This window comes from Longimicrobium sp. (assembly GCA_036389135.1).
Classification (GTDB): Bacteria; Gemmatimonadota; Gemmatimonadetes; order Longimicrobiales; family Longimicrobiaceae; genus Longimicrobium.
In genome coordinates, this window is sequence record DASVQP010000060.1 from 1 (window position 1) to 21,188 (window position 21,188).

Sequence of the window (21,188 nt, forward strand, 5' to 3'; positions counted from 1 at the left end):
ACTCTCACGGTGGAGGAGATCAACCCGCTCTCCGTCCGCGCAGACCGCACCGAGACCGACCCCGCCGAACCGGTGGGCTTCACCGCCCGCGCGGACGAGGAGATGCGCAACCTGGAGTGGGCCTTCGTCGCCGGTGACACCCTCCCGGAGAGCGGACCGGCAGCGGCGCGCGCACCCGCCGGCGGAGCAACTTTCTCCAGCTCGGCAGCGGCCGCGCCGGCGGCGGACTGGAACGCGCTCGCGAGTTGCCGGCGCAAGGAGGCGTGCACCACCCGCATCGCGGCGAGCGGGCGCATGTGGGTGCGGGGGCACATCGAGGACCAGATCGTCTTCGCCAGGAGTGAGGTCGTCCGCGTCCAGCCCGTTCGCCTGAAGCTGGACTGCACTCCCAACCCGGTCACGCGCGGCCAGTCCATCACCTGCACCGCGAGCAAGGACCCCGCGAGCGCCCCGGGCGAGCTCAAGATCACGGGCTGGAGCTTCGAGGGGAGAGCACGCACGGATGGTGATGTGACCTCGAACACGTGGGCGGGCGTCATGGTTAACGGGGGACGAATTCAGGTTGCAGGAACAATCGGGGAGATCGCGGTACGGCCCGAAGCTACCCGAATCAAAGTCGATAATCGCGTCTGGCACGATCCGGTTCCGCCTGCGCAGATCAGGAAAGTCGGATGCTCTCTGCCTCTCACGGACGAGTGCCCTCTCGGCTCACCTCCGGTGTACGATCGGGATCTCGGACAAACGAAGCTATACCCGGAGTCAGGTTTGGCGATTCCGTACGCGGAGATTAATTCCGGGCCGAATACTGGCTGGTCGTACGTGAGCGGCAGCGACGCCCCTATCCGCTTTGCTGCGCTTGTAATCTTTCTGAACGAGCAGCTGTATGACCGTCGCAGCGATCTGTACCGCAGATCGGATTGCCGGCCATCGGATCTCGCTTCGGCGGTTGAGGTGCACGAGGAAAGCCACGCTGATCACGCTCAGCGTTTAGCCGAGAGGGGCTATGTCAACATGCATTTCGAATCGCTCGTCCGCTTCGCTCCAAAGGAGCGTTTCAGGGAGGAGTTATCAAGATTGGTTGTGCGTAACCTCCGCAACTGGATGGAAGAGATGGTAGATCAGGATCACAGCACGATTGGTTACCTGGATCCTGGGTGCGAAACCAGGTTGCGGCGCAATCCAAGGTGATGAAGAATTCCAAAGCATCGACATTGGAGGGGCACGTATGTACAGATCGACTCTCATCGGTGTAGCGGTATGCCTATGTACGGCTACATCGCAGAGCTTGGCGGGACAGGCCAATCCTGATTCCATCAAGCACCGTAACGACTGCCGGTTCGCGAGTCAGGTACTTACCCTCGGGCAGCCCGCGAATCGGGAGGGGTGGGCGTTGAACATCATCGTCTCCTGCGGGAACGAGGGTGGTGTAGCACTATCTCGTACCCTTGAGCGGTATCAGCGCTCGGTGAACCATTCGGTTATGGAACCGATCGTCTGGGCGGCAACAAGGCTGCGTGACGGCTCTGTATACGAGACTGCGCTTGCAATGATGTCCGATCCGACCGCGAGCATCGCCGCAAGAGTCCAGGCGACTCGAATCCTCTCTGCTCAACTCGACCCTCAGCAGGGCGGTACTTCACCCAGTTACGACTACTACGCAAGTCCCAGAATCACAGAGAAAGGTGTGAACATCGACGGGTTGATCGCGACCGCCGACGACCCTCATTTTACAGGGCGCGCGCTCCCAAGTGACGCGCTGAGCAGAGCTGAACATGGTGTGCGCCGCGTAGTGGGTGATCCCCGCACGCCCCAGCCGGTCCTCAACGCAGCAGCAACGCTGCTCGAGGAGATCGGCGGCTATAGGATCTGTGTGGGTGTGACTGCTGCGGAATGTAGACGGCTGCTGGAGGCGGCGACCGACTCCGCCGCGCATTGAGTACGGAATTGGGTCTCCCTTTCGGCGCGACGGACCTGCCAAAGGGAACCACTTCCGACAACGCTATCATTTGAGCAGGACCATGCGTTGCTTCGCGTTAGCCTGTTTGCTACTGGTCGTGCTCGCGAGGGCTGGCTCTGCCCAGGTCAACTCCGACTCGGTAAAGCATCGGAACGAGTGCCGGTTGGCCGAACAGGTCATGACCACCGGGCGGCCAGAACCTCACCGTGAATGGGCGCGTGGATACATCGCGTTTTGCGGACCCAGGTCTTGGGCACGTGCAGCCTCTACTGCACTGATGCGGTCGCGTACGTCCCACGACCGGCGCATCCTTGAGGAGGAGTGGGGCAGAGTGCGCCTGCTGCGTGACTCAACCCTTTTTGCAACCGCTACCGAAATCGCGGCGGACGGATCTTGGAGCGTACCCGCACGCGTGTATGCTATTCGCTACCTGCTGAACCTCGTCCACCCGGACCGGCTGATCACGTACGACTTGATGGTTCGCGAAATGGACGTGCGCGGATACCGTCGGGGCCCATGCTTTGAACGGACTGCCGCGGGCCGTCAGGCGGAATATCACGGCGTACCCCAGCCAAGGGACTTCCGCGAGCGGATCACTGCGCTCATGCAGCGAATCCACAATGATCCTGTTCAGCCAGCGCAGGTGCGCAGCGACGCACTGTGTCTCTGATCAGACCAGTCGGTGAGGATTTCGAGATCCGCGATGCTGTTTCAGGCGCTGAGATCGTGGCGAACCTACGAAGCATCTATCTCGCCGCTGCAGGTGTGCACGCCCAGCCACTGGATGTGCAAACCGCAGCATCCTGCCTGTAGATCGCGGGCTCGCGGTCATGAACTCCTGTACTACACAGCGGGGCCGGCGACGATCGCCGGCCCCGCTGCTTGTCCCAAACCCACCGTACGTGCTACACCCCGGCCGTCTCCGCCATCCGTGCGGGGTAGTGCGACTCCACGTAATCGTCCAGGATGCGCATGAACTCCTCGGCGATGTGGTCGCCGCGAAGGGTGACGGTGTGCTCGCCGTCGACGTAGACGGGGGCCTTGGGCTCCTCGAAGGTGCCGGGGAGGGAGATGCCCAGGTTGGCGTGCTTCGACTCGCCCGGGCCGTTCACCACGCATCCCATCACCGCCACCTTCATCTCCTCCACCCCCGGGTGAGTGTCGCGCCAGACGGGCATCTGGTCGCGCAGGTAGCCCTGGATGTCCTCGGCCAGCTTCTGGAAGTAGGTGGAGGTGGTGCGCCCGCAGCCGGGGCAGCTCGTAACCTGCGGGGTGAAGGAGCGCAGCTCCAGCGATTGGAGGATCTGCTGCGCCACGTGGACCTCCTCCGTGCGGTCGCCGCCCGGCTTGGGGGTCAGCGAAACGCGGATGGTGTCGCCGATCCCTTCCTGAAGCAGGATGCTGAGCCCCGCGGCGGAGGCCACGATCCCCTTGGTGCCCATACCGGCCTCGGTGAGCCCCAGGTGCAGCGGGTAGTCGCTGAGCGGGGCCAGCATCCGGTAGACCGCCACCAGGTCCTGCACCCCGCTCACCTTGGCGGATAGGAGGATGCGGTCGTGCGCCAGGCCCAGCCGCTCGGCGGTGGCGGCGGAGCGCATGGCGCTCTCCACCATCGCCTCCATCATCACCGTCTTGGCGTCCTTGCGGGCGTGCTCCGGGCGGGCGGCGTTGAGGTCCATCAGCTCGGTGAGGAGCGCCTGGTCCAGCGAGCCCCAGTTGACGCCGATGCGCACCGGCTTCCCGAACTCGATGGCGCGCTCCACGATCGCCGCGAAGTTCTCGTCGTGGCGCTTGGCCCCGACGTTCCCCGGGTTGATGCGGTACTTGCTGAGCGCGCGGGCGCAGTCCTCGTACTTGTGGAGGAGGATGTGCCCGTTGTAGTGGAAGTCGCCCACGATGGGGACTTCGACGCCGCGCATGCGCAGGAATTCGACGATGTGCGGGACGGCGGCGGCGGACTCTTCGTTGTTCACGGTCACCCGCACGATCTGGCTCCCCGCGCGCCAGAGCGCGGCCACCTGCCGCACCGTTCCCTCGATGTCGGCCGTGTCCGTGTTGGTCATCGACTGCACCACCACCGGGTGCGCGCTCCCCACGAGCACGCCGCCCACGTCGGCGGTGACGGTCCTTCTGCGCGGTCTGGGTCCCATCGTCGGGTTCATTGCCATCGAGCCGGTTTGCCGTTCAAAGTGACCCAAATCTAACCACGCCGGGGGCTTGGGCAAAGGTGCCGGCGTCCCGATCCGCAGCCGAGGAACGTTTGTTACGCGGGCGGAAGCACCTCCCACACGCGCACGGTGCTGTGCGCGCCGGTGGCGGGGTCGCTGATCTCCTTGCGTCGGTCGATCTCGGCGGTGCGCCAGCCGGCGGCGTACATGCGGTTGCGGAACTCGGAGAGGTAGTCGCGGCCCGGATCGGCGATCAGCGCGCGCCCGCCGGGCGCCACCACCCGCGGAAGGAGCGCGGCGAGAATCTCCGCGTTGCGCATCTCGTAGAGCACGTCGGCGGCGATCACCAGCGGGTACCGCTCGTCCTCGGGTGGCTTTCGCCAGTCGAGCAGGGCAGTGCGTAGCGGCCCGAGCCCGTTGCGCTCCGAGTTGACGGATGCGAAGCGAAGTGCGTCATCATACCAGTCGGTCGCCAGCACGCCGGCGCCCAGGTGCCGCAGGGCGAGCGCGGGGAGGGCCACGCCGCACCCCAGCTCCAGCGCCGCGGACTCGGCGGGAGGCGAGTCGAGCAGGTGCCGGGCGAGAATGCGCGCCGAGGGCCACAGGTCCGCCCAGTAGGGAAGGCGCTCGTCATCGTCGAAATCGTCTTCCACGATCAGCTCGTCCGCGGCGCGCGGCATGATGAGGTCCACGCGCCACCCCGCGTGCTCGAAACGCTCCTCGCGGACGGCGAAGCGGCGGCGCAGCTCGGCCTCGTTGGGCGACAACCGTTTCCTCCGCGATGCATGGCGAGCTTGCTCCCGCGCGGCGGCGGGGACTACCTTTCCGTTTCCGGGCCGGGAGCTTCGCGCCCCGGTGCCGCTCCGTCAACCCGCGAGAGATCCCGCATGGCCCAGCGGCGCTCCTTCGAAGGCCGGATCCGGCGTGCGCTGGTCCTCTTCTCCGTGCTCCCCTCGCTCGCGCTGCTGGCGGGCGGCACCTACGTCGTGCTGCGCACCGCCGCCCTCAGCGATTCGGTGGCGGCATGGGAGCGGGTAGGAGAGAGCGGCGGCGAACTGATTCGCGCCGCCGAGGGATCGCGCGACCCCGCCGTCGCGGCCGCGGCGCGCACGCATCGCGCGGAGCTGGAGGCGTCGGTCACCAACGCGCGCCGCTGGGAGTGGGTGCTGCGCCGCGCGGTGGTGTGGTTGGCGGTGGCGGGGGCGATCGCGGGGCTGGTGCTGGCCGCCATGGCCGCGCGCGCGGCCCGGCGCATGGGGCGCCGCCTCTACCAGCCGGTGGAGGAGCTGGTGGGGTGGGCGGGGCTCGTCGCCCGCGGCCAGGCGCTCCCCGCCGACGACGAGGGGCGGCAGGGGCACGACGAGTTCGGCGTCCTGCGCGATGCCTTCCGTACGATGGCGCGCGAGCTGGACGAGGCCCGCGCCCGCGAGCTGGAGGCGGAACGGATGCGGACGTGGGTGGCGATGGCCCGCCGGGTGGCGCACGAGCTCAAGAACCCGCTCACTCCCATCCGCTTCGCCCTGCGCACGCTGGAGCGCGGCGGCGCCGGCACCCCCGCCGAGCGCGAGGCGCTGGAGACGCTGGGGGAGGAGAGCGCGCGGCTGGAGGAGCTGGCCCGCTCCTTTGCCCAGTTCGGCCGCCTTCCCGAGGGGCCGCAGAGCGAGGTGGACCTGCGCGAGCTGCTGGAGTACCTCCTCCGCACCCACCTCCCCGCCGGCTCGGAGCCGCGGCTGCGTCTGCCGGTGGAGCTGCCGATGGTGCGCGGCCACTACGACGCCCTCAGCCGCGCCTTCGCCAACCTCCTCCTGAACGCGGGCGACGCGGTAGGGGCGGATGCGGCCCCCGGATCGGTGCAGGTGGTGGCGCGCGCGGCCGAGGGGTGGGTGGAGGTGCGGGTGCTGGATGGCGGCCCCGGCATCCCCCCCGAGAACCTGGAGCGCATCTGGGAGCCGGACTTCACCACCAAGTCGCGCGGCACCGGCCTCGGGCTGGCGCTGGTGAAGCAGACGGTGCAGGCGCACGGCGGGCGCGTGGCCGCCCGCAACCGGCCGGAGGGCGGGGCGGAGTTCCGCGTCGTCCTTCCCCTGGCGCCCGACGTGGCGCTGGCGCACTCGGCTTGAGGAGACGATGACGCGCTTCATGAAGGAATCGCTGACCCGCGCCCTGTGCGCGGCCTTCTGGTGCATCCCCGGCGGGCTCTGGCTGGCCGCGCCGGCGGTGGCCGGGGAGCTGAACGACTCCTGGGTCATAGCCCTGCCGCACGACGGCTTCATCTGCGGGAACCGCGAACCGCTCGCCTACGAGCTGCGCCGCAGCCTCGCAATGTCCGCCGCCTTCGAGAGCGGCGAGTACACGGATTCGCTGGTCTCCAGAGCAGGCAACCCTGGGATGAGCGCGAAGTCCCGCAGGCGGGCGCGCGAACTGCTGGCCGCCACCGGTCAGCCGCGCGCGCTGCGCTACCTCGCCGCGCATCCGCCCCCGCACGAGCTTCCGCCCATCGTGGTGCACCCGGCCCCCTGACCCCCGCCTCATGCAATCCGTCCTGATCGTAGACGACGAGCCCAACATCCGCCGGATGCTGGGCGCCCTGCTTCGCGCGGAGGGGTACGAGGTGCGCGAGGCGGGCTCGGGACGCAGCGCCCTGGCCGAGATCCGGAACGACGAGCCGGACGCGGTGGTGATGGACCTCTACATGCCCGACGCCACGGGGCTCGAGGTGCTTCCGGAGCTGAAAAAGGCCGCCCCCGACGTCCCAGTTTTGATGATGAGCGGCCGCGCCTCTCTTTCGGACGCGGTGAAGGCCACCAAGCTGGGCGCCTTCCACTTCGTGGAGAAGCCGCTCGCCCCCGAAGCCGTCCTCCTCTCGCTCCGCTCCGCACTGGAGCTGCGGCACGCCAAGGCGACGAACCGCGCTCTGCGCGAAGAGCTCCGCGCGCGCGACGGGATGGTGGGGCGCGCTCCCGCCATCGAGCAGGTGCGCAGCGTCATCGAGCGGGTGGCGCCCACGGACGCACGGGTGCTGATCACCGGCGAGAGCGGCACGGGGAAGGAGGTGGTGGCGAGCGCGGTGCACGAGCGCTCGGCGCGGCACGCGGGCCCGCTGGTGCGCCTCAACTGCGCCGCCATCCCGCGCGACCTGGTGGAGAGCGAGATGTTCGGCCACGAGAAGGGTGCCTTCACCGGGGCCACGGAGCGCCGCCGCGGCCGCTTCGAGCTGGCCAGCGGGGGGACGCTCTTCTTGGACGAGATCGGCGATCTCAGCCTGGAGGCGCAGGCCAAGCTCCTCCGCGCCCTCGAGGGTGGCGAGGTGGAGCGGGTGGGCGGCCACGAGCCGATCAAGGTGGACGTGCGCATCCTGGCGGCCACCAACAAGGACCTGCGGGCGGAGGTCGTGGCGGGGCGCTTCAGGGAGGACCTCTTCTTCCGGCTTCACGTAATCCCCATCCACCTCCCCCCGCTGCGCGAGCGGCGCGAGGACGTGCCGCTGCTGGCCGAGCACTTCCTCGCCCGCCACGCCGCGAACGGACTTCGCCCCCCGCGTCTCCTTCCGGGCGCCATGGACGCGCTGGTGCGCCACCCGTGGCCCGGCAACGTGCGAGAGCTGGCGAACATCCTGGAGCGCCTCTCGATCCTCCACTCCGGCAGCGAGGTGGGCCCGGCCGAGATCCGCGTCCTCCTCGCGGGCGGCGCACCCATCGCGGGCGAGGCGGCCCCCGCCTACCTGGACGACGACGACCGCCCGCTCGCGGACCGCCTGGACGCCTACGAGCGCGAGCTCCTGAACGGCGCCCTGGAGGCCGCCGCCGGCAGCGTCGCCGAAGCCGCCCGCCGCCTGCGGACGGACCGGGCGAATCTGTACCGGCGGATGCGGAGGCTTGGGATCGACCGATAGTGCGTTAGTGCGGGGAATGGGGAATGGGGAATGGGGAATGGGGAATGGGCAATGGGGTAGCAGGAAGAGGACCGCGGCCCACCCCTTTATGTCATCCTGAGCAAAGCGCTTCTCAGATCTCTCCCGTTGTGCGACCTTTGGCGCGGAGCAAAGGATCTACTGCGCGTGCCGAGAGGACCGTCGTTGCCCGCCGTCCTCTTGCCTCGACGGCTAGATCCTTCGGTCCCCGCAGGAGTCTGGCGCGCGGCGCGGATGTTCGCGGGGCGGCTCCCTCAGGATGACAGATGTGGGGTTGGGCGCACTCACGCACTCCCGCACTTCCCAACCGGTGCGGAAGAGACACCTTCCCCCGCATTCCGCGTCATTGTGACACATGCGCGGCCTGGGGTGAATTCAGTAAGTGGTGGAACAGGAGCGAGTTGCGATGTTTCCGGCACGGGGCACGGCATCTGCCTTTGCGGAAGGTGCAAACGTGGGTCGTAGACCGGCCTTTTCCGATACTGGAGGTACCATGCGCAGCATCCTGGCGCTCGGCATTGCCGCGGCGCTGCTGGCCGCGATTCCCGCACGCGCGCAGCAAGACACGGTTCCGCAGGAGATCGCCGAAGCCCGCCTTCCGGCCGACGTCGCGGAACGGGTCACGACCTTCTTCAACGATCCCCGCACCCTCCACTTCAACGGCCGCACCCGCATCCCGGCAGACGGGACGGTGTCCGGGCCCGTGGCGGTGCTCGACGGCCCGTTCTCCGTGGCGGGGCGCGTCGAGGGCGACGTGGTGGTCATCAACGGCGACCTGGAATTCCTCCCCGGAGCCGTGGTCGCCGGGAGCGTCACCGTGGTCGGCGGCCAGATCACCGGCGCCGACAGCGCGCGCGTGCAGGGGGAGATGAACGCCTACTCCGCGCCGCTGGAGTACGTGAAGGAGGGCGAGCGCCTCGTGCTCCAGGAGCCCGCGACGGTGGGCGACTCCACGGGCGAGGGCACCACGCTGCGCCCCCGCCGCGGCAGGACGCGCCTGGTGCTGGCCACAGAGGGGAGCTACAACCGCGTGGAGGGGCTTCCTATCACCTTCGGGCCGGTGGTGGAGACGCCGGGGCGCAACCCGTTCCGGCTCCGCGCGCGCGGCATCTTCCGCACGGAGGCCGAGGGACCGTACGGCGCCGAGCGCTGGGGCGGCGACGTGATGGCGGAGCAGTTCCTGGGCGGCACGGGCCTCTTCCGCATCGGCGGCGGGGTGCGGTCGATCGTGTCGCCCATCGAGGGGTGGCACCTCAGCAACGTGGAGAACAGCCTCTCCACCTTCGTCTTCCACCGCGACTACCGCGACTACTACGAGCGGCAGGGGTTCAGCGTCTTCGCGGCGGTGGGCCCGCGGCGCTCCCCCTTCTCCGCCACGCTGGAGTACCGCGCCGAGCGCCACCTTCCGCTCGCCGCGGGCAACCCGTGGACGATCTTCAACAACAACGACCCCTGGCGGCTGCAGCCCTACTCCGCTCGCGGTGACCTCAACTCGATCCTGGCGAGCGTGAAGTGGGACGGTCGTAGCGACCCCGTCGACCCCTCCACCGGCTGGTACTTCGAGACGGAGCTGGAGCGCGCCGTCCGCAGCACCCTTAGCCAGCCGGAGCTCGTCTCCGTCGCCGTCGGCGGCGATGACCCCATCGGCACCGTGCGGCCCGAGCGCCACTACGGGCTGTTCACGCACGGCCTGGTGGACCTGCGGCGCTACAACCGCATCAGCCCCACCGCGCGGCTCAACCTGCGCGTCATGGCGGCGGGCGGCATCGGAGACGAGTTCCTTCCGCCGCAGCGGCAGCACGCGCTGGGCGGCGAGGCGTCGCTCCCCGGCTTCAACCTGCTCTCGCTGGACTGCGCCGCGCGGGGCGAGGTGGTGCGCGTGCCCTCCGACCCCACCCAGAACCCAGTACCGCGCGCCTTCTACGGCGGCTACGGGTGCGACCGGGTGGTGCTGGTCCAGGCCGAGTACCGCGGCAATGTCGACCTCCACATCAACGTCGGCCGGCCGGACAGCGAGCGCGTGGACGACGGCGTGCGCCGCGTGAGCGCCCATTGGGACGGGACGCTGGGGTGGAGCCTCTTCGCCGACGCGGCGAGCGGGTGGGGGAAGGCCCCGTGGGGCGGCGTGCAGCAGGACGCGTTCGACATCGGGGCCGGCGTCCTCCTGGGCCGGCTGGGCGTGTACGCGGCCGTGCCGGTTTCCAGCGATGGCCGCTTCGTACGGCCAAGCCGCGGGCCCAACATCTTCGTCCGGCTGAACTCGCGCTTTTGACTTCGTTCCTCCGCCGGGTCCTCCCCGCGCTCCTCCTGATGCTGGGGACGCTCGCGGATCCCGCACCGCTCCGCGCGCAGCGGACGCTGGTGCTGGGCGTGGCGGGCCCGGCGCAGCAGTGGCGGCCCGTGGTGCGCGTGAACGGCGCCCTGCGCGACCGCGCCCTGCGCGACGCGCTCGCCTCCGGGCTCCCCATTCGCCTGCACCTGCGCGTGGAGCTGTGGCGCAAGGACGTTCTGGATCAGCTCGAAGGCTCGCAGGAGGTGTCCCTCGCCGTCCTCCGCAGCGCGCTCGACGAGGGGTACGTGCTGGAGGACGGCCGCGTGCAGCGCACCCTCCCCTCGATGGGCGCCGTGGAGGCCGCGCTGCAGGTGGCCTTCGCCCCCACGCTGCACCCGCGCAAGCGGGGGCGGTTCTACTACCTGGCCACGCTGGACGCCGAAACGCTCTCCCTTTCCGACCTGGACGACCTGCGCCGCTGGCTCCGCGGCGAGGCGCGCCCGGCCGTCGCGGGCGAGAAGGCCGTGGGCAGCGTGGTGCAGCGCGGCGTGCGCCGCATCTTCGTGCGCATGCTGGGGTTGCCGGCGCGGCAGTGGAGGGCGCGGAGCGGGGGGTTCGGGGTGTGAGGGGGGCGAAAGTCCCCCTCCCCCGGCCCCTCCCCCGCCTGCGGGGGCGCAGGCGGGGGAGGGGAGAACTGCGTCGTGCGCGCGCAGATCTCGTTGCGGCGCGATTCATCGCGCCCGTGTCACGGGCCGCGCTGTAACCCGCGGCCCACGAGACCGCTTCAGCGGTCTTCCCGTAGTTCCAGCCGGGGGATTCATCCCCCGGTGATGCGGCCCCGGTGCCCGCCCCCCGACCCCAATCTCGCCCCCGGAGCCTGCGAAGGCAGGCTTCCCGCGGGTGTTGCAGCGGTTTCAACCGCCGGCACCTAGCCGCCGTTCCGCCAAAACAACGGGGCTCCCTCCACCTCGGAAGGAGCCCCGCCGTCTTTCACCCATCCCGTCGTCTTTCATCCAGCTCGTCTTTCATTCACCCACCCAGCCCCACCCGCCGTTCACACCGACGCGTACATCTCGATCGGCGGACAGGAGCAGACCAGGTTGCGGTCGCCAGCGGCGTTGTTCACGCGGGCCACGTGCGGCCAGAACTTCCGCTCGCGGCTCCACGGGGCGGGGAAGCCCGCCTGCTCGCGCGAGTAGGGGTGCGACCACTCGTCCGCCATCACCACGCCCATGGTGTGCGGCGCGTTCTTGAGCGGGTTGTCGCGGCGGTCCGCGATGCCCAGCTCAACCGCGCGGATCTCCTCGCGGATCGAGATCATCGCCTCGCAGAAGCGGTCCAGCTCCGAAAGCGCCTCGCTCTCCGTGGGCTCGATCATCATCGTCCCGGCCACCGGGAAGGAGACGGTGGGGGCGTGGAAGCCGTAGTCCATCAGGCGCTTGGCCACGTCCTCCACCTCGATCCCCGCGCTCTGCTTGAGCTGGCGCAGGTCCACGATGCACTCGTGGGCCACCGTGCCGTTGGCGCCGCGGTAGAGCACCGGGTAGTGCTCCTCCAGCCGCCGGGCGATGTAGTTGGCGTTCAGGATCGCCACGCGCGTCGCCTGCGTGAGCCCCTCTGCGCCCATCAGGTTGATGTACATCCACGAGATGGGAAGGATGCTGGGGCTCCCCCACGGGCCGGCCGAGACCGCGCCGTGCTCGCGCCCGTCCACCGGGATCACCGGGTGGCCGGGGAGGAAGGGCGCCAGGTGCTCCGCCACGCAGATCGGCCCCATCCCCGGGCCGCCGCCGCCGTGCGGGATGCAGAAGGTCTTGTGCAGGTTCAGGTGGCACACGTCCGCGCCGAAGTCGCCGGGGCGGCAGAGGCCCACCTGCGCGTTCATGTTGGCGCCGTCCATGTACACCTGCCCGCCGTGCCGGTGCACGATGTCGCAGATCTCGCGGATCTCCACCTCAAAAACGCCGTGCGTGGACGGGTAGGTCACCATGAGCGCGGCCAGGTTGTCCGCGTACTGCTCCGCCTTGGCGCGCAGATCGTCCACGTCCACGTTGCCACGGGCGTCGGTGCCGGTCACGACGACCTTCATCCCCGCCATCACCGCGCTCGCCGGGTTGGTGCCGTGCGCCGAGCCGGGAATCAGGCACACGTTGCGGTGCGCCTCGCCGCGGGCCTCGTGGTACGCGCGGATGCAGAGAAGGCCCGCGTACTCGCCCTGGCTCCCCGCGTTGGGCTGCAGCGACACCGCCGCGAAGCCCGTGATCTCCGCCAGCTCCTCTTCGAGCTGCCGGAAGAGCTCGCGGTATCCCACCGTCTGCTCGGCCGGGGCGAAGGGGTGGATGCGGTTCACCTCCGGCCAGCTCACCGGGAACATCTCGGAGGTGGAGTTGAGCTTCATGGTGCACGACCCCAGCGGGATCATGGAGTGCGTCAGCGACAGGTCGCGCGACTCCAGCCGCCGGATGTAGCGCAGCATCTCCGTCTCGCTGCGGTAGCGGTTGAAGACGGGGTGCTCCAGGTACGGGCTGGTGCGCGCCAGCGGCATCGTCTCCTCTTCCAGCCCGTCCGCGATCTCGCGGGCGGTGAAGGAAACCGGCGAGCCGCGGTTGAGGGAGATGAGGATCGTCTCCAGCTCCTCCTCGCCCGTCGTCTCGTCCAGCGCGATGCAGATGGAGCTTTCACCAAAGGGGCGCAGGTTGATCGAGCGGTCACGGGCGGCGGCCAGGATCGTCGACTGGCGCGAGCCCACCTCGACGCGGACGGTGTCGAAGAAGTTCTCGTGCACCACCTTGTATCCCAGCCGGCGCGCGCCCTCGGCAACCACACGTGCCAGCGAGTGCACGCGCCCGGCGATGGCGCGGATTCCGTCCGGGCCGTGGTAGACGGCGTACATCCCGGCCATCACCGCCAGCAGCACCTGCGCGGTGCAGATGTTGGAGGTGGCCTTTTCGCGGCGGATGTGCTGCTCGCGCGTCTGCAGCGCCATGCGCAGCGCCGGCTTTCCCTCCGCGTCGGTGGAGACGCCGATGATGCGGCCGGGGATCTGGCGCTTGAGCTCGTCGCGGCAGGCGAAGTAGCCCGCGTGCGGCCCGCCGAAGCCCAGCGGGACGCCGAAGCGCTGCGTGGTCCCCACCACCATGTCCGCGCCCCACTCCCCGGGCGGGGCGAGCAGCGCCAGCGAAAGGAGGTCGGCGGATACGATGACGGCCGCGCCCTCCTCGCGGGCGCGCTGTACGAAGGCGCCGTAGTCGATCACGGCCCCATCGGTCGCGGGGTACTGGAGGAGGAAACCGAAGACGGGCGTCTTGAAGTCGAACTTCTCCGGATCGCCCACCACCACGTCGATGTCGCGGGCGGCGGCGCGGGTGCGCACCACGTCGACCGTCTGCGGGTGGCAGTGCTCGGAGACGAAGAAGGTGTTCCGCTCCGCGCTGCCGCCCATCCCGTACGCCATCGCCATCGCCTCGGCGGCGGCGGTGCCCTCGTCCAGCAGCGACGCGTTGGCGACGGGGAGGCCGGTCAGGTCCACCACCATCGTCTGGAAGTTGAGGAGCGCCTCCAGGCGGCCCTGCGCGATCTCGGCCTGGTACGGCGTGTACTGCGTGTACCACCCGGGGTTCTCCAGGATGTTGCGCTGGATCACCGGCGGCACGATGCAGTCGTGGTACCCCATCCCCAGGAAGGAGCGGAAGACCCGGTTGCTGGACATCATCTCCCGCAGCTCGGAGAGGAGCTCGTACTCGCTGCGCTCCGGCCCCAGCTTCAGGGGGCGCTCCAGGCGGATGGATGGCGGCACGGTGTCGTCGATCAGCGCGTCCAGCGACGGGTAGCCGAGCGTCTCCAGCATCTCCCGGATCTCGCCTTCATCCGGGCCGATGTGGCGGCGGACGAAAGTGTCCGTGTGGGCAAAGACCGATCTATTCACGGTGCGTCTCCAATTGGCGGCGTACAGTTGCGAAGGCCGAAAATTTAGCCGGGCCGTCAAGGCGCCGCAAACCGCGCCGCCCGTTTTCGTCACGCTGCGCGTAGCACGCGCGTTGTGAAGGCGTCCCGTACACCGAACCCCGCTCCAGGAGCCCCCGCCATGCGCCGCGCCCTCATCCTCATAGCCGCGCTCCTCGCCGCCTCACCTGCGGGCGCCACCTCGCCCGACGATTGGCGCGCCGCCGAGACTGCCCGCATCCAGGCCCACCTCCTCGGCGCCGAGCGGAAGATGGAGTCTCACGACGTGTCGCACCTGACTGCACCGCAGCGGGAGGCGCGCGGGCGTGCCCTGGCCGCGCTGCGCCGCTACCGCGTGGCCGGCCAGTTCCCGCACAACCACCGGGTCCCCGGCGCGCGCGTCCCGGTCTTCGTGGACGAGCACGGCACCCCGTGCGCCATGGCGTACCTGATCGCCGAATCGGGGAGCGTGGCGCTCGTACAGCGCATCGCCGCCACCCGCAACCTCGCCCTCATCCGCCAGCTCGCCGACGACCCGGAGCTGGTCGCCTGGCTCCGCGCCAACGGGATGACCGCCGCCGAGGCCGCGCGCGTGCAGCCGGCGTACGGCGGAGAGGAGCCGGAACCGACCTCGGACGAGTTCATGTGGGCGTACCACATCGCGACCGGCGCGTCGACGCTCTCCAATGCGGGCCTGATGCACATGAGCCTGCAGCGCGAGTCGCGCACGTGGAGCGGGCTGGCCGTCGCGGGCGGCGCACTTCAGACGGTGATCGGGATCGGCGGGCTGGGCGAGGTCTCGGCGCGGCCGTACGGGATCTTCAACACGGGCTTCGGCGCCGCGACGACGCTGATCGGCGCCTACACGCTCTTTCGCCCCGCGGCCGCCCCGGCGCTTACCCGGAGCGTGCGCCTGGCCCCCGGCCACCACGCCCTCCTCGCCGCCGCCCCCCTTGCGACGGCGGACGGCGGCGTCGGCCTGACCGCCACACTGCGCTTCTGAGATCCGCCAAACTGCATCCCCGCGCAGAGGCGCAGAGACGCAGGGATCGAGCAGCAGAGAACTGCACAAGGAGGCACAGAGGGAATCCTCCGTGCCTCCTTGCTTCTCCGTAACCCTCTCCTGCGTCTCCGCGTGAGGCCCTTGGATCAGGGCGCCCCGGACCGCGCCTGGAACACGAGCTCGTTGAGGGGCACCGCCGCCGCGAACGGCTCGTACAGCGCCTCGGTCAGCCGGGCGTCCGCGATGCCGAAGCCGAACAGCGCCAGCGCCGCGCACTCGATCGCCGTCCCCAGGTCCTCGAGGGTGGCCTCGTCCAGCGCCCACGCATCGGCCCATGCGTCCGCGGCGTGGAGGGCGCGCTGGCAGGCGGGATCCTCCTCCGCGTCGGGGAAGATCTCGGTGACGCCGTGGGAGACGAGCGAGGCCGCTTCTTCGAACAGCGGCGTGACGGCGATGTCGCGGAAGCGGGCGAGCACGCTGCGCCAGCCTTCGTCGCCCATGGTCTCCATGTGGCGGGCGAAGTGCGCCACCAGCCAGCGGTTGCGCTCCAGCATCACGGCGGGCGGGGGCGGCGCCTCGTCCCCCACGTGGCCGCAGCCGGCCAGGCCGTGCCAGGCGTCGGCCAGCCAGTCCAGGAGCCGCTCGGCCGTCATCGTCTCGGGAGAGCGATTGGGGCAGGTGGGGTCGTCGCAGTCGCACTCGGTCCCCTTGAGGAGGTCGAACGCGTTGCCGAAGCTCACCAGCGCCTTCCGCAGGTCGGAGATGGCGCGGTTGCGGGCATCGGTCTCGGGGCGCCGGGCGGCACCGGGAAAGCTCATCATGGTTCACACACGGGTGGGGTGCGGCGGACGACGGGCCGCCGCGCACATTCCCCGGTACGTCGCAGAGCCGCCGGTGTTCCCCTGGGGCACGCTTGCCGGGGCAGGGGAGGGCGCGTATCGTGTCCCCCCGGCCGGCAACCCCCTTATTCCTGGCATGAGGAACGCGCGATGGCGAACGTCCCGCAGGACCTGCGATATACCGAGAAGCACGAGTACGTGAAGGCCGCGGGCGACGGCGTGTACGCGGTGGGGATCACCGACTACGCGCAGGGCGAGCTGGGCGACATCGTGTTCGTGGAGCTCCCAGCCGCCGGAACGCGCCTCCAGGCGATGCAGACCTTTGGCACCATCGAGGCCGTGAAGGCCGTCTCCGACCTCTACTCCCCGATCTCGGGCGAGGTGGTGGAGTCGAACGCCGCTCTCGATGCCGACCCCGCCGCCGTGAACAACGACCCCTATGGCGCCGGCTGGATGATCAAGGTCCGCGCCGACGACTCGTCGGAGGTCGAGGGGCTGCTGGATGCGGCGGCGTACGAGAAGCTGATCGGATAAAACGGCAGTGCCAAGTGCCAAGTGCCTGGTGCTCAGTAACAACTCACTAGGCACTGGGCACTGGGCACTGGGCACTTTCTCCCTGAGGTTCCATGGCTCGACTCACCTGGCACGGCCACTCCTGCTTCACCCTGGAGACCGGCGACGGCACGCGGATCATGTTCGATCCGTGGCTCGACCAGAACCCCGTGGCCGACATCAAGACGGACGCGGTGGAGCGGCTGGACTACATCCTGGTGTCGCACGGGCACTTCGACCACTTCGCGGACTGCGTGAAGCTGGCGAAGAAGACGGGAGCCACCGTCGTCTCCACCTTTGAGCTGGTCGCCTTCTGCCAGAAGCAGGGGGTGGAGAACGGGCACGGGATGAACATCGGCGGAGGGTACCAGTTCCCCTTCGGCCGCGTGAAGCTGACACCCGCCCTGCACACGGGCAGCATCGACGGCGACGAGGAAGGCGCCTTCACCACCGACTGCGCCGGCTTCCTGCTCACGCTGGCCGGCGGGCGGCGCCTCTACCACGCCGGCGACACGGCGCTGATCACGGACATGCAGCTCCTTCGGGGCCAGGTGGACGTCGCGCTCCTCCCCATCGGCGACAACTACACCATGGGTCCGGAAGACGCCGCCCGCGCCGTCGAGTTCATCCAGCCAGCCACGGTGGTCCCCATGCACTACGACACCTTTGACCTGATCCGTCAGGACCCCGAGGAGTTCCGCCGCCTCGTCGGTGGCCTCGCGCGGGTGGAGGTGATGAAGCCGGGGACATCGCTCGAGCTGTGACTTCGACCGGTGGCTCCTTCCGAGCGGGGGCGTCCTAAAGGGGCGCCCCCGCATCGTTTTACGCCAACCGCGGATCGACTTTTGCGGGCCCGATTGTGGGTCGCGGAGGGTGTGGTTAGCGTGGTTCATGCCGCCCTCCGTGTACATCGAAACGAGCATCGTCAGCTACCTGGTCGCGCGCCCCAGCCGCGATCCCATCATGGCCGCCCGCCAGCACCAGACCCGCGACTGGTGGGAGAACCGGCGGGGGGAGTACCGGCTGGTGACCTCTGAAATCGTTACCCGGGAAGCCGCGCGCGGTGAAGCGATGATGGCACAGGCGCGGATGAACATTTTGCACGCTCTTCCCACTCTGGCGGTGCACAAGGACGCGGATGATCTCACAAGATCGCTTCTGGCACGTGGACCCCCCCATCGAAGGCCGAGACGGACGCGTACCATATCTCGCTCGCGGCGGTGAACGGGCTTGATTACCTGTTGACGTGGAACTGCAGGCACATCGCGACTCCGAGAATGTACTCAACCATCGCGAAAGTCATCCAGAAACACGGATTCCGCCTGCCGGCGCTCTGCACGCCAGACGACTTGCTGAGGAGGTGACGGTATGCAGGACAAGGACAAGCAGATCAACGTAAACGATCCGGACTACGACGATCCCATTCTCGCCGAGATCCGCCAGATCCGGAACGAGTTCTCGGAGCAGTTCAAGGGCGATATCAGCGCGATGAGCCGATACTTCGAGGAACAGCGGCGGCTGCATCCAATCGAAGGGATAATCGAAACGGTGCCGCGTCGCATCCACAGCGGACCGGCCCAGGGACGGGAAGCAGCATGGGCCACGAAAAGCCGATCAACGTGAACGATCCCGATCACGTCGATGAAGTTATGGAAGAGCTCTGGGAGATCAGACGGGAGCTGTCAGCCCAGTTTAACGGGGATATCAAGGCGATGGGGCGGTACTTTCGTGAGCAGGAACGACTCCACCCCGAGCGCATGTCTACCCGCACGGCACGGCGGAGCAAGCCTCAGGCGCCCAAGGCGAACGGCTCCGCTTCGGAGCCCGACGCAGCCTGAAGCGCAACTGCATTCCAGAGCCCCGCGGCCCCTCCGAGCCGCGGGGCTTCTTGACGCCCGCCCGCACCACCCCCATTCTCGGCCAGCGGCCAACCTTTCCTCGTCCCCATTCCCCGATGTCCTGGCGTCTCCTCGATACGCCGCCCGCGCGGGGGGCGTGGAACATGGCGCTGGACGAGGCGCTCGCCGAGTCGGTGGCGGAGGGCGGCGGGCCGGTGCTGCGCTTCTACCGCTGGAGCCCGCCGTGCCTCTCGCTGGGGCGCAACCAGCCCGCGGCGGGGCTGTACGACGAAGAGGCGATCCGCGCGCGCGGCTGGGACGTGGTGCGGCGCCCCACGGGCGGGCGCGCCGTACTCCACCACCGCGAGCTCACCTACTCCGCCGCGCTTCCCGACACGCTCCTGGGCTCTCCGAGAGAGGCGTACACGGCGATGAACCGCGCGCTGGTGTCGGGGCTGCGCCAGTTGGGAGTGGACGCGGCGGTGCAGGGCGACACCGGGAGGCGCGCGCCCGTCCCGTCGACGTCGCCGTGCTTCGCGGAGCCGGTGGAGGGGGAGGTGATGGCCGGCGGACGCAAGCTGGTGGGCAGCGCGCAGCGGCGGATGGGGAGCGTCGTCCTGCAGCACGGCTCGCTTCCGCTGGAGGACGACCAGGGCGAGGTCGCGGCGCTGCTGCGCCAGCCCATGGCGGACGCGGACCGGCCGGCCGCGCTCGTGCCGCTGCTGGGGCGCGAGCCGGCGTGGGAAGAGCTCGTCGCGGCGCTGGCGCAGGGGTGGCGCGAGGCGCTGGGTGCGGAGGTCGAACCAGGCACTCCCACGGAGCGCGAGAGGGCGCGGGCGGAGGCGCTGGCGGAGCGCTACGGCGGGACGGCATGGACTTGGCATCGATAGGCCGCGCTTAGACCCAACGCGGCGGGGGCAAGCCCCCCGCGCACCAACCCTGTCCGTCTGAGGCAAGGCATGCCCGCACCCCGCGCACTTCGAGCGTACACGATCTTCAGCGCCCTGGCACTCCTGGCCGCGTGCGGCGGCGAGGGAGGGAGCGGGGGCGGCAACGGCGGTTCCGGCGGCGCGGGGCAGGGCGGCACCGCCATCGTCGGGATACTGGGGAACGTCCAGTCGTTCAACCCGGTGACCAACACCGCCTCGACGGTGCAGGACATCGAACGGTACATGCTGTTCACCCCGCTCATCCAGTTCGACGAGAAGCTGCAGCCGCGGGCGTACCTGGCCGAGAGCTGGCAGATGGAGGGCGACACCGGGGTGACGATGAAGCTGCGCCGCGACGTGAAGTGGCACGACGGGCAGCAGGTCACCGCCGAGGACGTGAAGTTCACCTTCGACCTGGCCAAGAACCCCAAGGCGACCTCGGGGCTCGTGGGCTCGGTGTACCTGACGCAGGTGAAGTCCGCCACGGTGGTGGACCCGTACACCATCCGCTTCGCCTTCACCCGGCCGCACGCGATGGCGCTGGAGGACTTCTGGTGGTCGCCGGTGCCCAAGCACATCCTGGGGAACGTGCCGCCGGAGCAGCTCACCCAGCACCCGTACAACCAGAAGCCCATCGGCAGCGGGCCGTTCAAGGTGGCGGACTTCCGGCCCAACCAGAGCCTGGTGCTGGAGGCGAACCCCGGCTTCCCCGCGGGAATGGGCGGACGGCCGAAGCTGGACCGCGTCGTCTTCCGCATGATCCCCGAGGCCACCACGCTGGTGACGGAGCTGCTCAACGGCACCGCGGACGTGATCGGCTGGACGCTCCTTCCGGACCAGGCGGCGCAGGTCAAGAGCCAGCAGGGCTTCCGGCTGAGCAACTTCCCGTCGCGCGAGTTCTACTACGTGGGGTGGAACAACGAGCGCGAGCCGTTCAAGGACGCCAACGTGCGGCGCGCGCTGGGGATGGCCATCAACAAGCCGCAGATGATCCAGGGGCTGCTGCGCGGCTTCGGCGCGCCGGCGCACGGCGTGATCCCGCCGTGGAGCCCCATGCACACGGACCTGTCGCAGGCGGACCGCTACGACCCCGCCGCGGCCAAGCAGCTCCTGGCGCAGGCCGGCTGGCGCGACACCAACGGCGACGGGATCGTGGAGAAGAACGGTAGGCCGCTGCGCTTCACCCTGCTGACGAACTCGGAGAACCAGCTGCGCAAGGACGTCGCCTCCTTCGTGCAGCAGCAGCTCAAGCAGGTGGGTGTGGACGCGCAACTGCGCACCATCGAGTTCCAGACGATGCTCCAGCAGCACAAGGCGCGCGACTACGACGCCATCATCACCGGATGGGTGCTCGACACGTTCAGGGTGGACCCGGTGGCCCTCTTCTCCTGCGCCGAGGCACAGAAGAAGGGGTCGCCCAACCGCACCGGCTACTGCAACCCCGAGCTGGACCGCCTGATGGAGACGGGGATGCGCACCAACGACCCCGCCGCGGCGAAGCAGACCTGGACGCAGTTCTCGCAGATGCTGCAGCGCGACCAGCCGCTGACCACCCTCTTCTGGATCGACGACATGGCCGGGATCGGCCGCCGCATCCAGAACGTGACCATGGACCCGCGCAGCAAGCTGGTGAACGTGGCGCAGTGGACGAAGAACAGATGAACGGAAGTGCTAAGTGCTAAGTGCTAAGTGCTAAGTGCTAAGTGCTAAGTGCTAAGTGCTAAGTGCTAAGTGCTAAGTGCTAAGTGCTAAGTGCTAAGTGCTAAGTGCTAAGTGCT

General features: G+C 69.2%; 19 protein-coding genes. 15 read left to right on the top strand and 4 right to left on the bottom strand.

Features of this window, described 5'->3' with window-relative positions; all coding sequences use genetic code 11:
• From VF584_14115 to VF584_14125, 3 genes are all read left to right on the top strand, one after another.
• Positions 1-1,188, top strand: a 1,188-nt coding sequence (locus tag VF584_14115) for a hypothetical protein (protein ID HEX8211305.1), incomplete at its 5' end; no start/stop codon positions are given.
• 202 nt (positions 1,189-1,390) lie between these two features.
• On the top strand, positions 1,391-1,936 hold the full coding sequence (locus tag VF584_14120; GenBank protein HEX8211306.1) for a hypothetical protein: 546 nt from the start codon (positions 1,391-1,393) through the stop codon (positions 1,934-1,936).
• 352 nt (positions 1,937-2,288) lie between these two features.
• A complete protein-coding gene (locus VF584_14125; GenBank protein ID HEX8211307.1) occupies positions 2,289-2,627 on the top strand; it encodes a hypothetical protein in 339 nt (112 codons plus the stop codon).
• A gap of 235 nt (positions 2,628-2,862) precedes the next feature.
• Here VF584_14125 and ispG read toward each other — a convergent pair whose 3' ends face one another.
• Entirely contained in the window at positions 2,863-4,107 is a 1,245-nt protein-coding gene (gene ispG / locus VF584_14130) for a flavodoxin-dependent (E)-4-hydroxy-3-methylbut-2-enyl-diphosphate synthase (GenBank protein HEX8211308.1), read from the bottom strand.
• A 113-nt stretch (positions 4,108-4,220) separates the two neighbouring features.
• Positions 4,221-4,892 (bottom strand): methyltransferase domain-containing protein, encoded by a 672-nt coding sequence (locus tag VF584_14135; GenBank protein ID HEX8211309.1) that lies wholly within the window; start codon positions 4,890-4,892, stop codon positions 4,221-4,223.
• A gap of 120 nt (positions 4,893-5,012) precedes the next feature.
• Here VF584_14135 and VF584_14140 point away from each other — a divergent pair, with 120 nt between their 5' ends.
• From VF584_14140 to VF584_14160, 5 genes are all read left to right on the top strand, one after another.
• Positions 5,013-6,245, top strand: coding sequence for a HAMP domain-containing sensor histidine kinase (locus VF584_14140; GenBank protein ID HEX8211310.1), 1,233 nt, complete (start codon positions 5,013-5,015; stop codon positions 6,243-6,245).
• Between the two features lie 7 nt (positions 6,246-6,252).
• Positions 6,253-6,645 (top strand): hypothetical protein, encoded by a 393-nt coding sequence (locus VF584_14145; GenBank protein ID HEX8211311.1) that lies wholly within the window; start codon positions 6,253-6,255, stop codon positions 6,643-6,645.
• A gap of 10 nt (positions 6,646-6,655) precedes the next feature.
• Positions 6,656-8,017, top strand: a complete 1,362-nt coding sequence (locus VF584_14150; GenBank protein ID HEX8211312.1) for a sigma-54 dependent transcriptional regulator — start codon at positions 6,656-6,658, stop codon at positions 8,015-8,017.
• A gap of 511 nt (positions 8,018-8,528) precedes the next feature.
• On the top strand, positions 8,529-10,307 hold the full coding sequence (locus tag VF584_14155) for a BamA/TamA family outer membrane protein (protein HEX8211313.1): 1,779 nt from the start codon (positions 8,529-8,531) through the stop codon (positions 10,305-10,307).
• The gene (locus tag VF584_14160; protein ID HEX8211314.1) at positions 10,304-10,933 is read left to right on the top strand and encodes a hypothetical protein; all 630 of its coding nucleotides are present in this window, start codon (positions 10,304-10,306) and stop codon (positions 10,931-10,933) included. The genes VF584_14155 and VF584_14160 overlap by 4 nt, the downstream gene beginning before the upstream one ends.
• Before the next feature lie 428 nt (positions 10,934-11,361).
• Here the strand turns inward: VF584_14160 and gcvP are convergent, their stop codons facing one another.
• A complete protein-coding gene (gene gcvP, locus VF584_14165) occupies positions 11,362-14,232 on the bottom strand; it encodes an aminomethyl-transferring glycine dehydrogenase (protein ID HEX8211315.1) in 2,871 nt (956 codons plus the stop codon).
• A 159-nt stretch (positions 14,233-14,391) separates the two neighbouring features.
• Here gcvP and VF584_14170 point away from each other — a divergent pair, with 159 nt between their 5' ends.
• Positions 14,392-15,252 carry a hypothetical protein gene (locus tag VF584_14170; GenBank protein HEX8211316.1) on the top strand — a complete coding sequence of 287 codons (861 nt, stop codon included), beginning with the start codon at positions 14,392-14,394 and terminating at the stop codon, positions 15,250-15,252.
• A 146-nt stretch (positions 15,253-15,398) separates the two neighbouring features.
• Here VF584_14170 and VF584_14175 read toward each other — a convergent pair whose 3' ends face one another.
• Positions 15,399-16,070, bottom strand: coding sequence for a hypothetical protein (locus tag VF584_14175; GenBank protein HEX8211317.1), 672 nt, complete (start codon positions 16,068-16,070; stop codon positions 15,399-15,401).
• A gap of 171 nt (positions 16,071-16,241) precedes the next feature.
• Here VF584_14175 and gcvH point away from each other — a divergent pair, with 171 nt between their 5' ends.
• The 6 genes from gcvH to VF584_14205 all read left to right on the top strand — a co-directional run bounded on the left by gcvH (position 16,242) and on the right by VF584_14205 (position 21,072).
• Positions 16,242-16,625, top strand: coding sequence for a glycine cleavage system protein GcvH (gene gcvH, locus VF584_14180; GenBank protein HEX8211318.1), 384 nt, complete (start codon positions 16,242-16,244; stop codon positions 16,623-16,625).
• Between the two features lie 92 nt (positions 16,626-16,717).
• The gene (locus tag VF584_14185) at positions 16,718-17,407 is read left to right on the top strand and encodes a metal-dependent hydrolase (GenBank protein HEX8211319.1); all 690 of its coding nucleotides are present in this window, start codon (positions 16,718-16,720) and stop codon (positions 17,405-17,407) included.
• 604 nt (positions 17,408-18,011) lie between these two features.
• Complete coding sequence (locus tag VF584_14190) at positions 18,012-18,266, top strand: hypothetical protein (GenBank protein HEX8211320.1); 255 nt, start codon at positions 18,012-18,014, stop codon at positions 18,264-18,266.
• On the top strand, positions 18,263-18,481 hold the full coding sequence (locus VF584_14195) for a hypothetical protein (GenBank protein HEX8211321.1): 219 nt from the start codon (positions 18,263-18,265) through the stop codon (positions 18,479-18,481). Before VF584_14190 ends, VF584_14195 begins: the two co-directional genes overlap by 4 nt.
• Positions 18,482-18,597: 116 nt before the next feature.
• Complete coding sequence (locus VF584_14200; GenBank protein ID HEX8211322.1) at positions 18,598-19,371, top strand: lipoate--protein ligase family protein; 774 nt, start codon at positions 18,598-18,600, stop codon at positions 19,369-19,371.
• Between the two features lie 69 nt (positions 19,372-19,440).
• Positions 19,441-21,072 carry an ABC transporter substrate-binding protein gene (locus VF584_14205; GenBank protein HEX8211323.1) on the top strand — a complete coding sequence of 544 codons (1,632 nt, stop codon included), beginning with the start codon at positions 19,441-19,443 and terminating at the stop codon, positions 21,070-21,072.
• Positions 21,073-21,188: the final 116 nt, after the last annotated feature.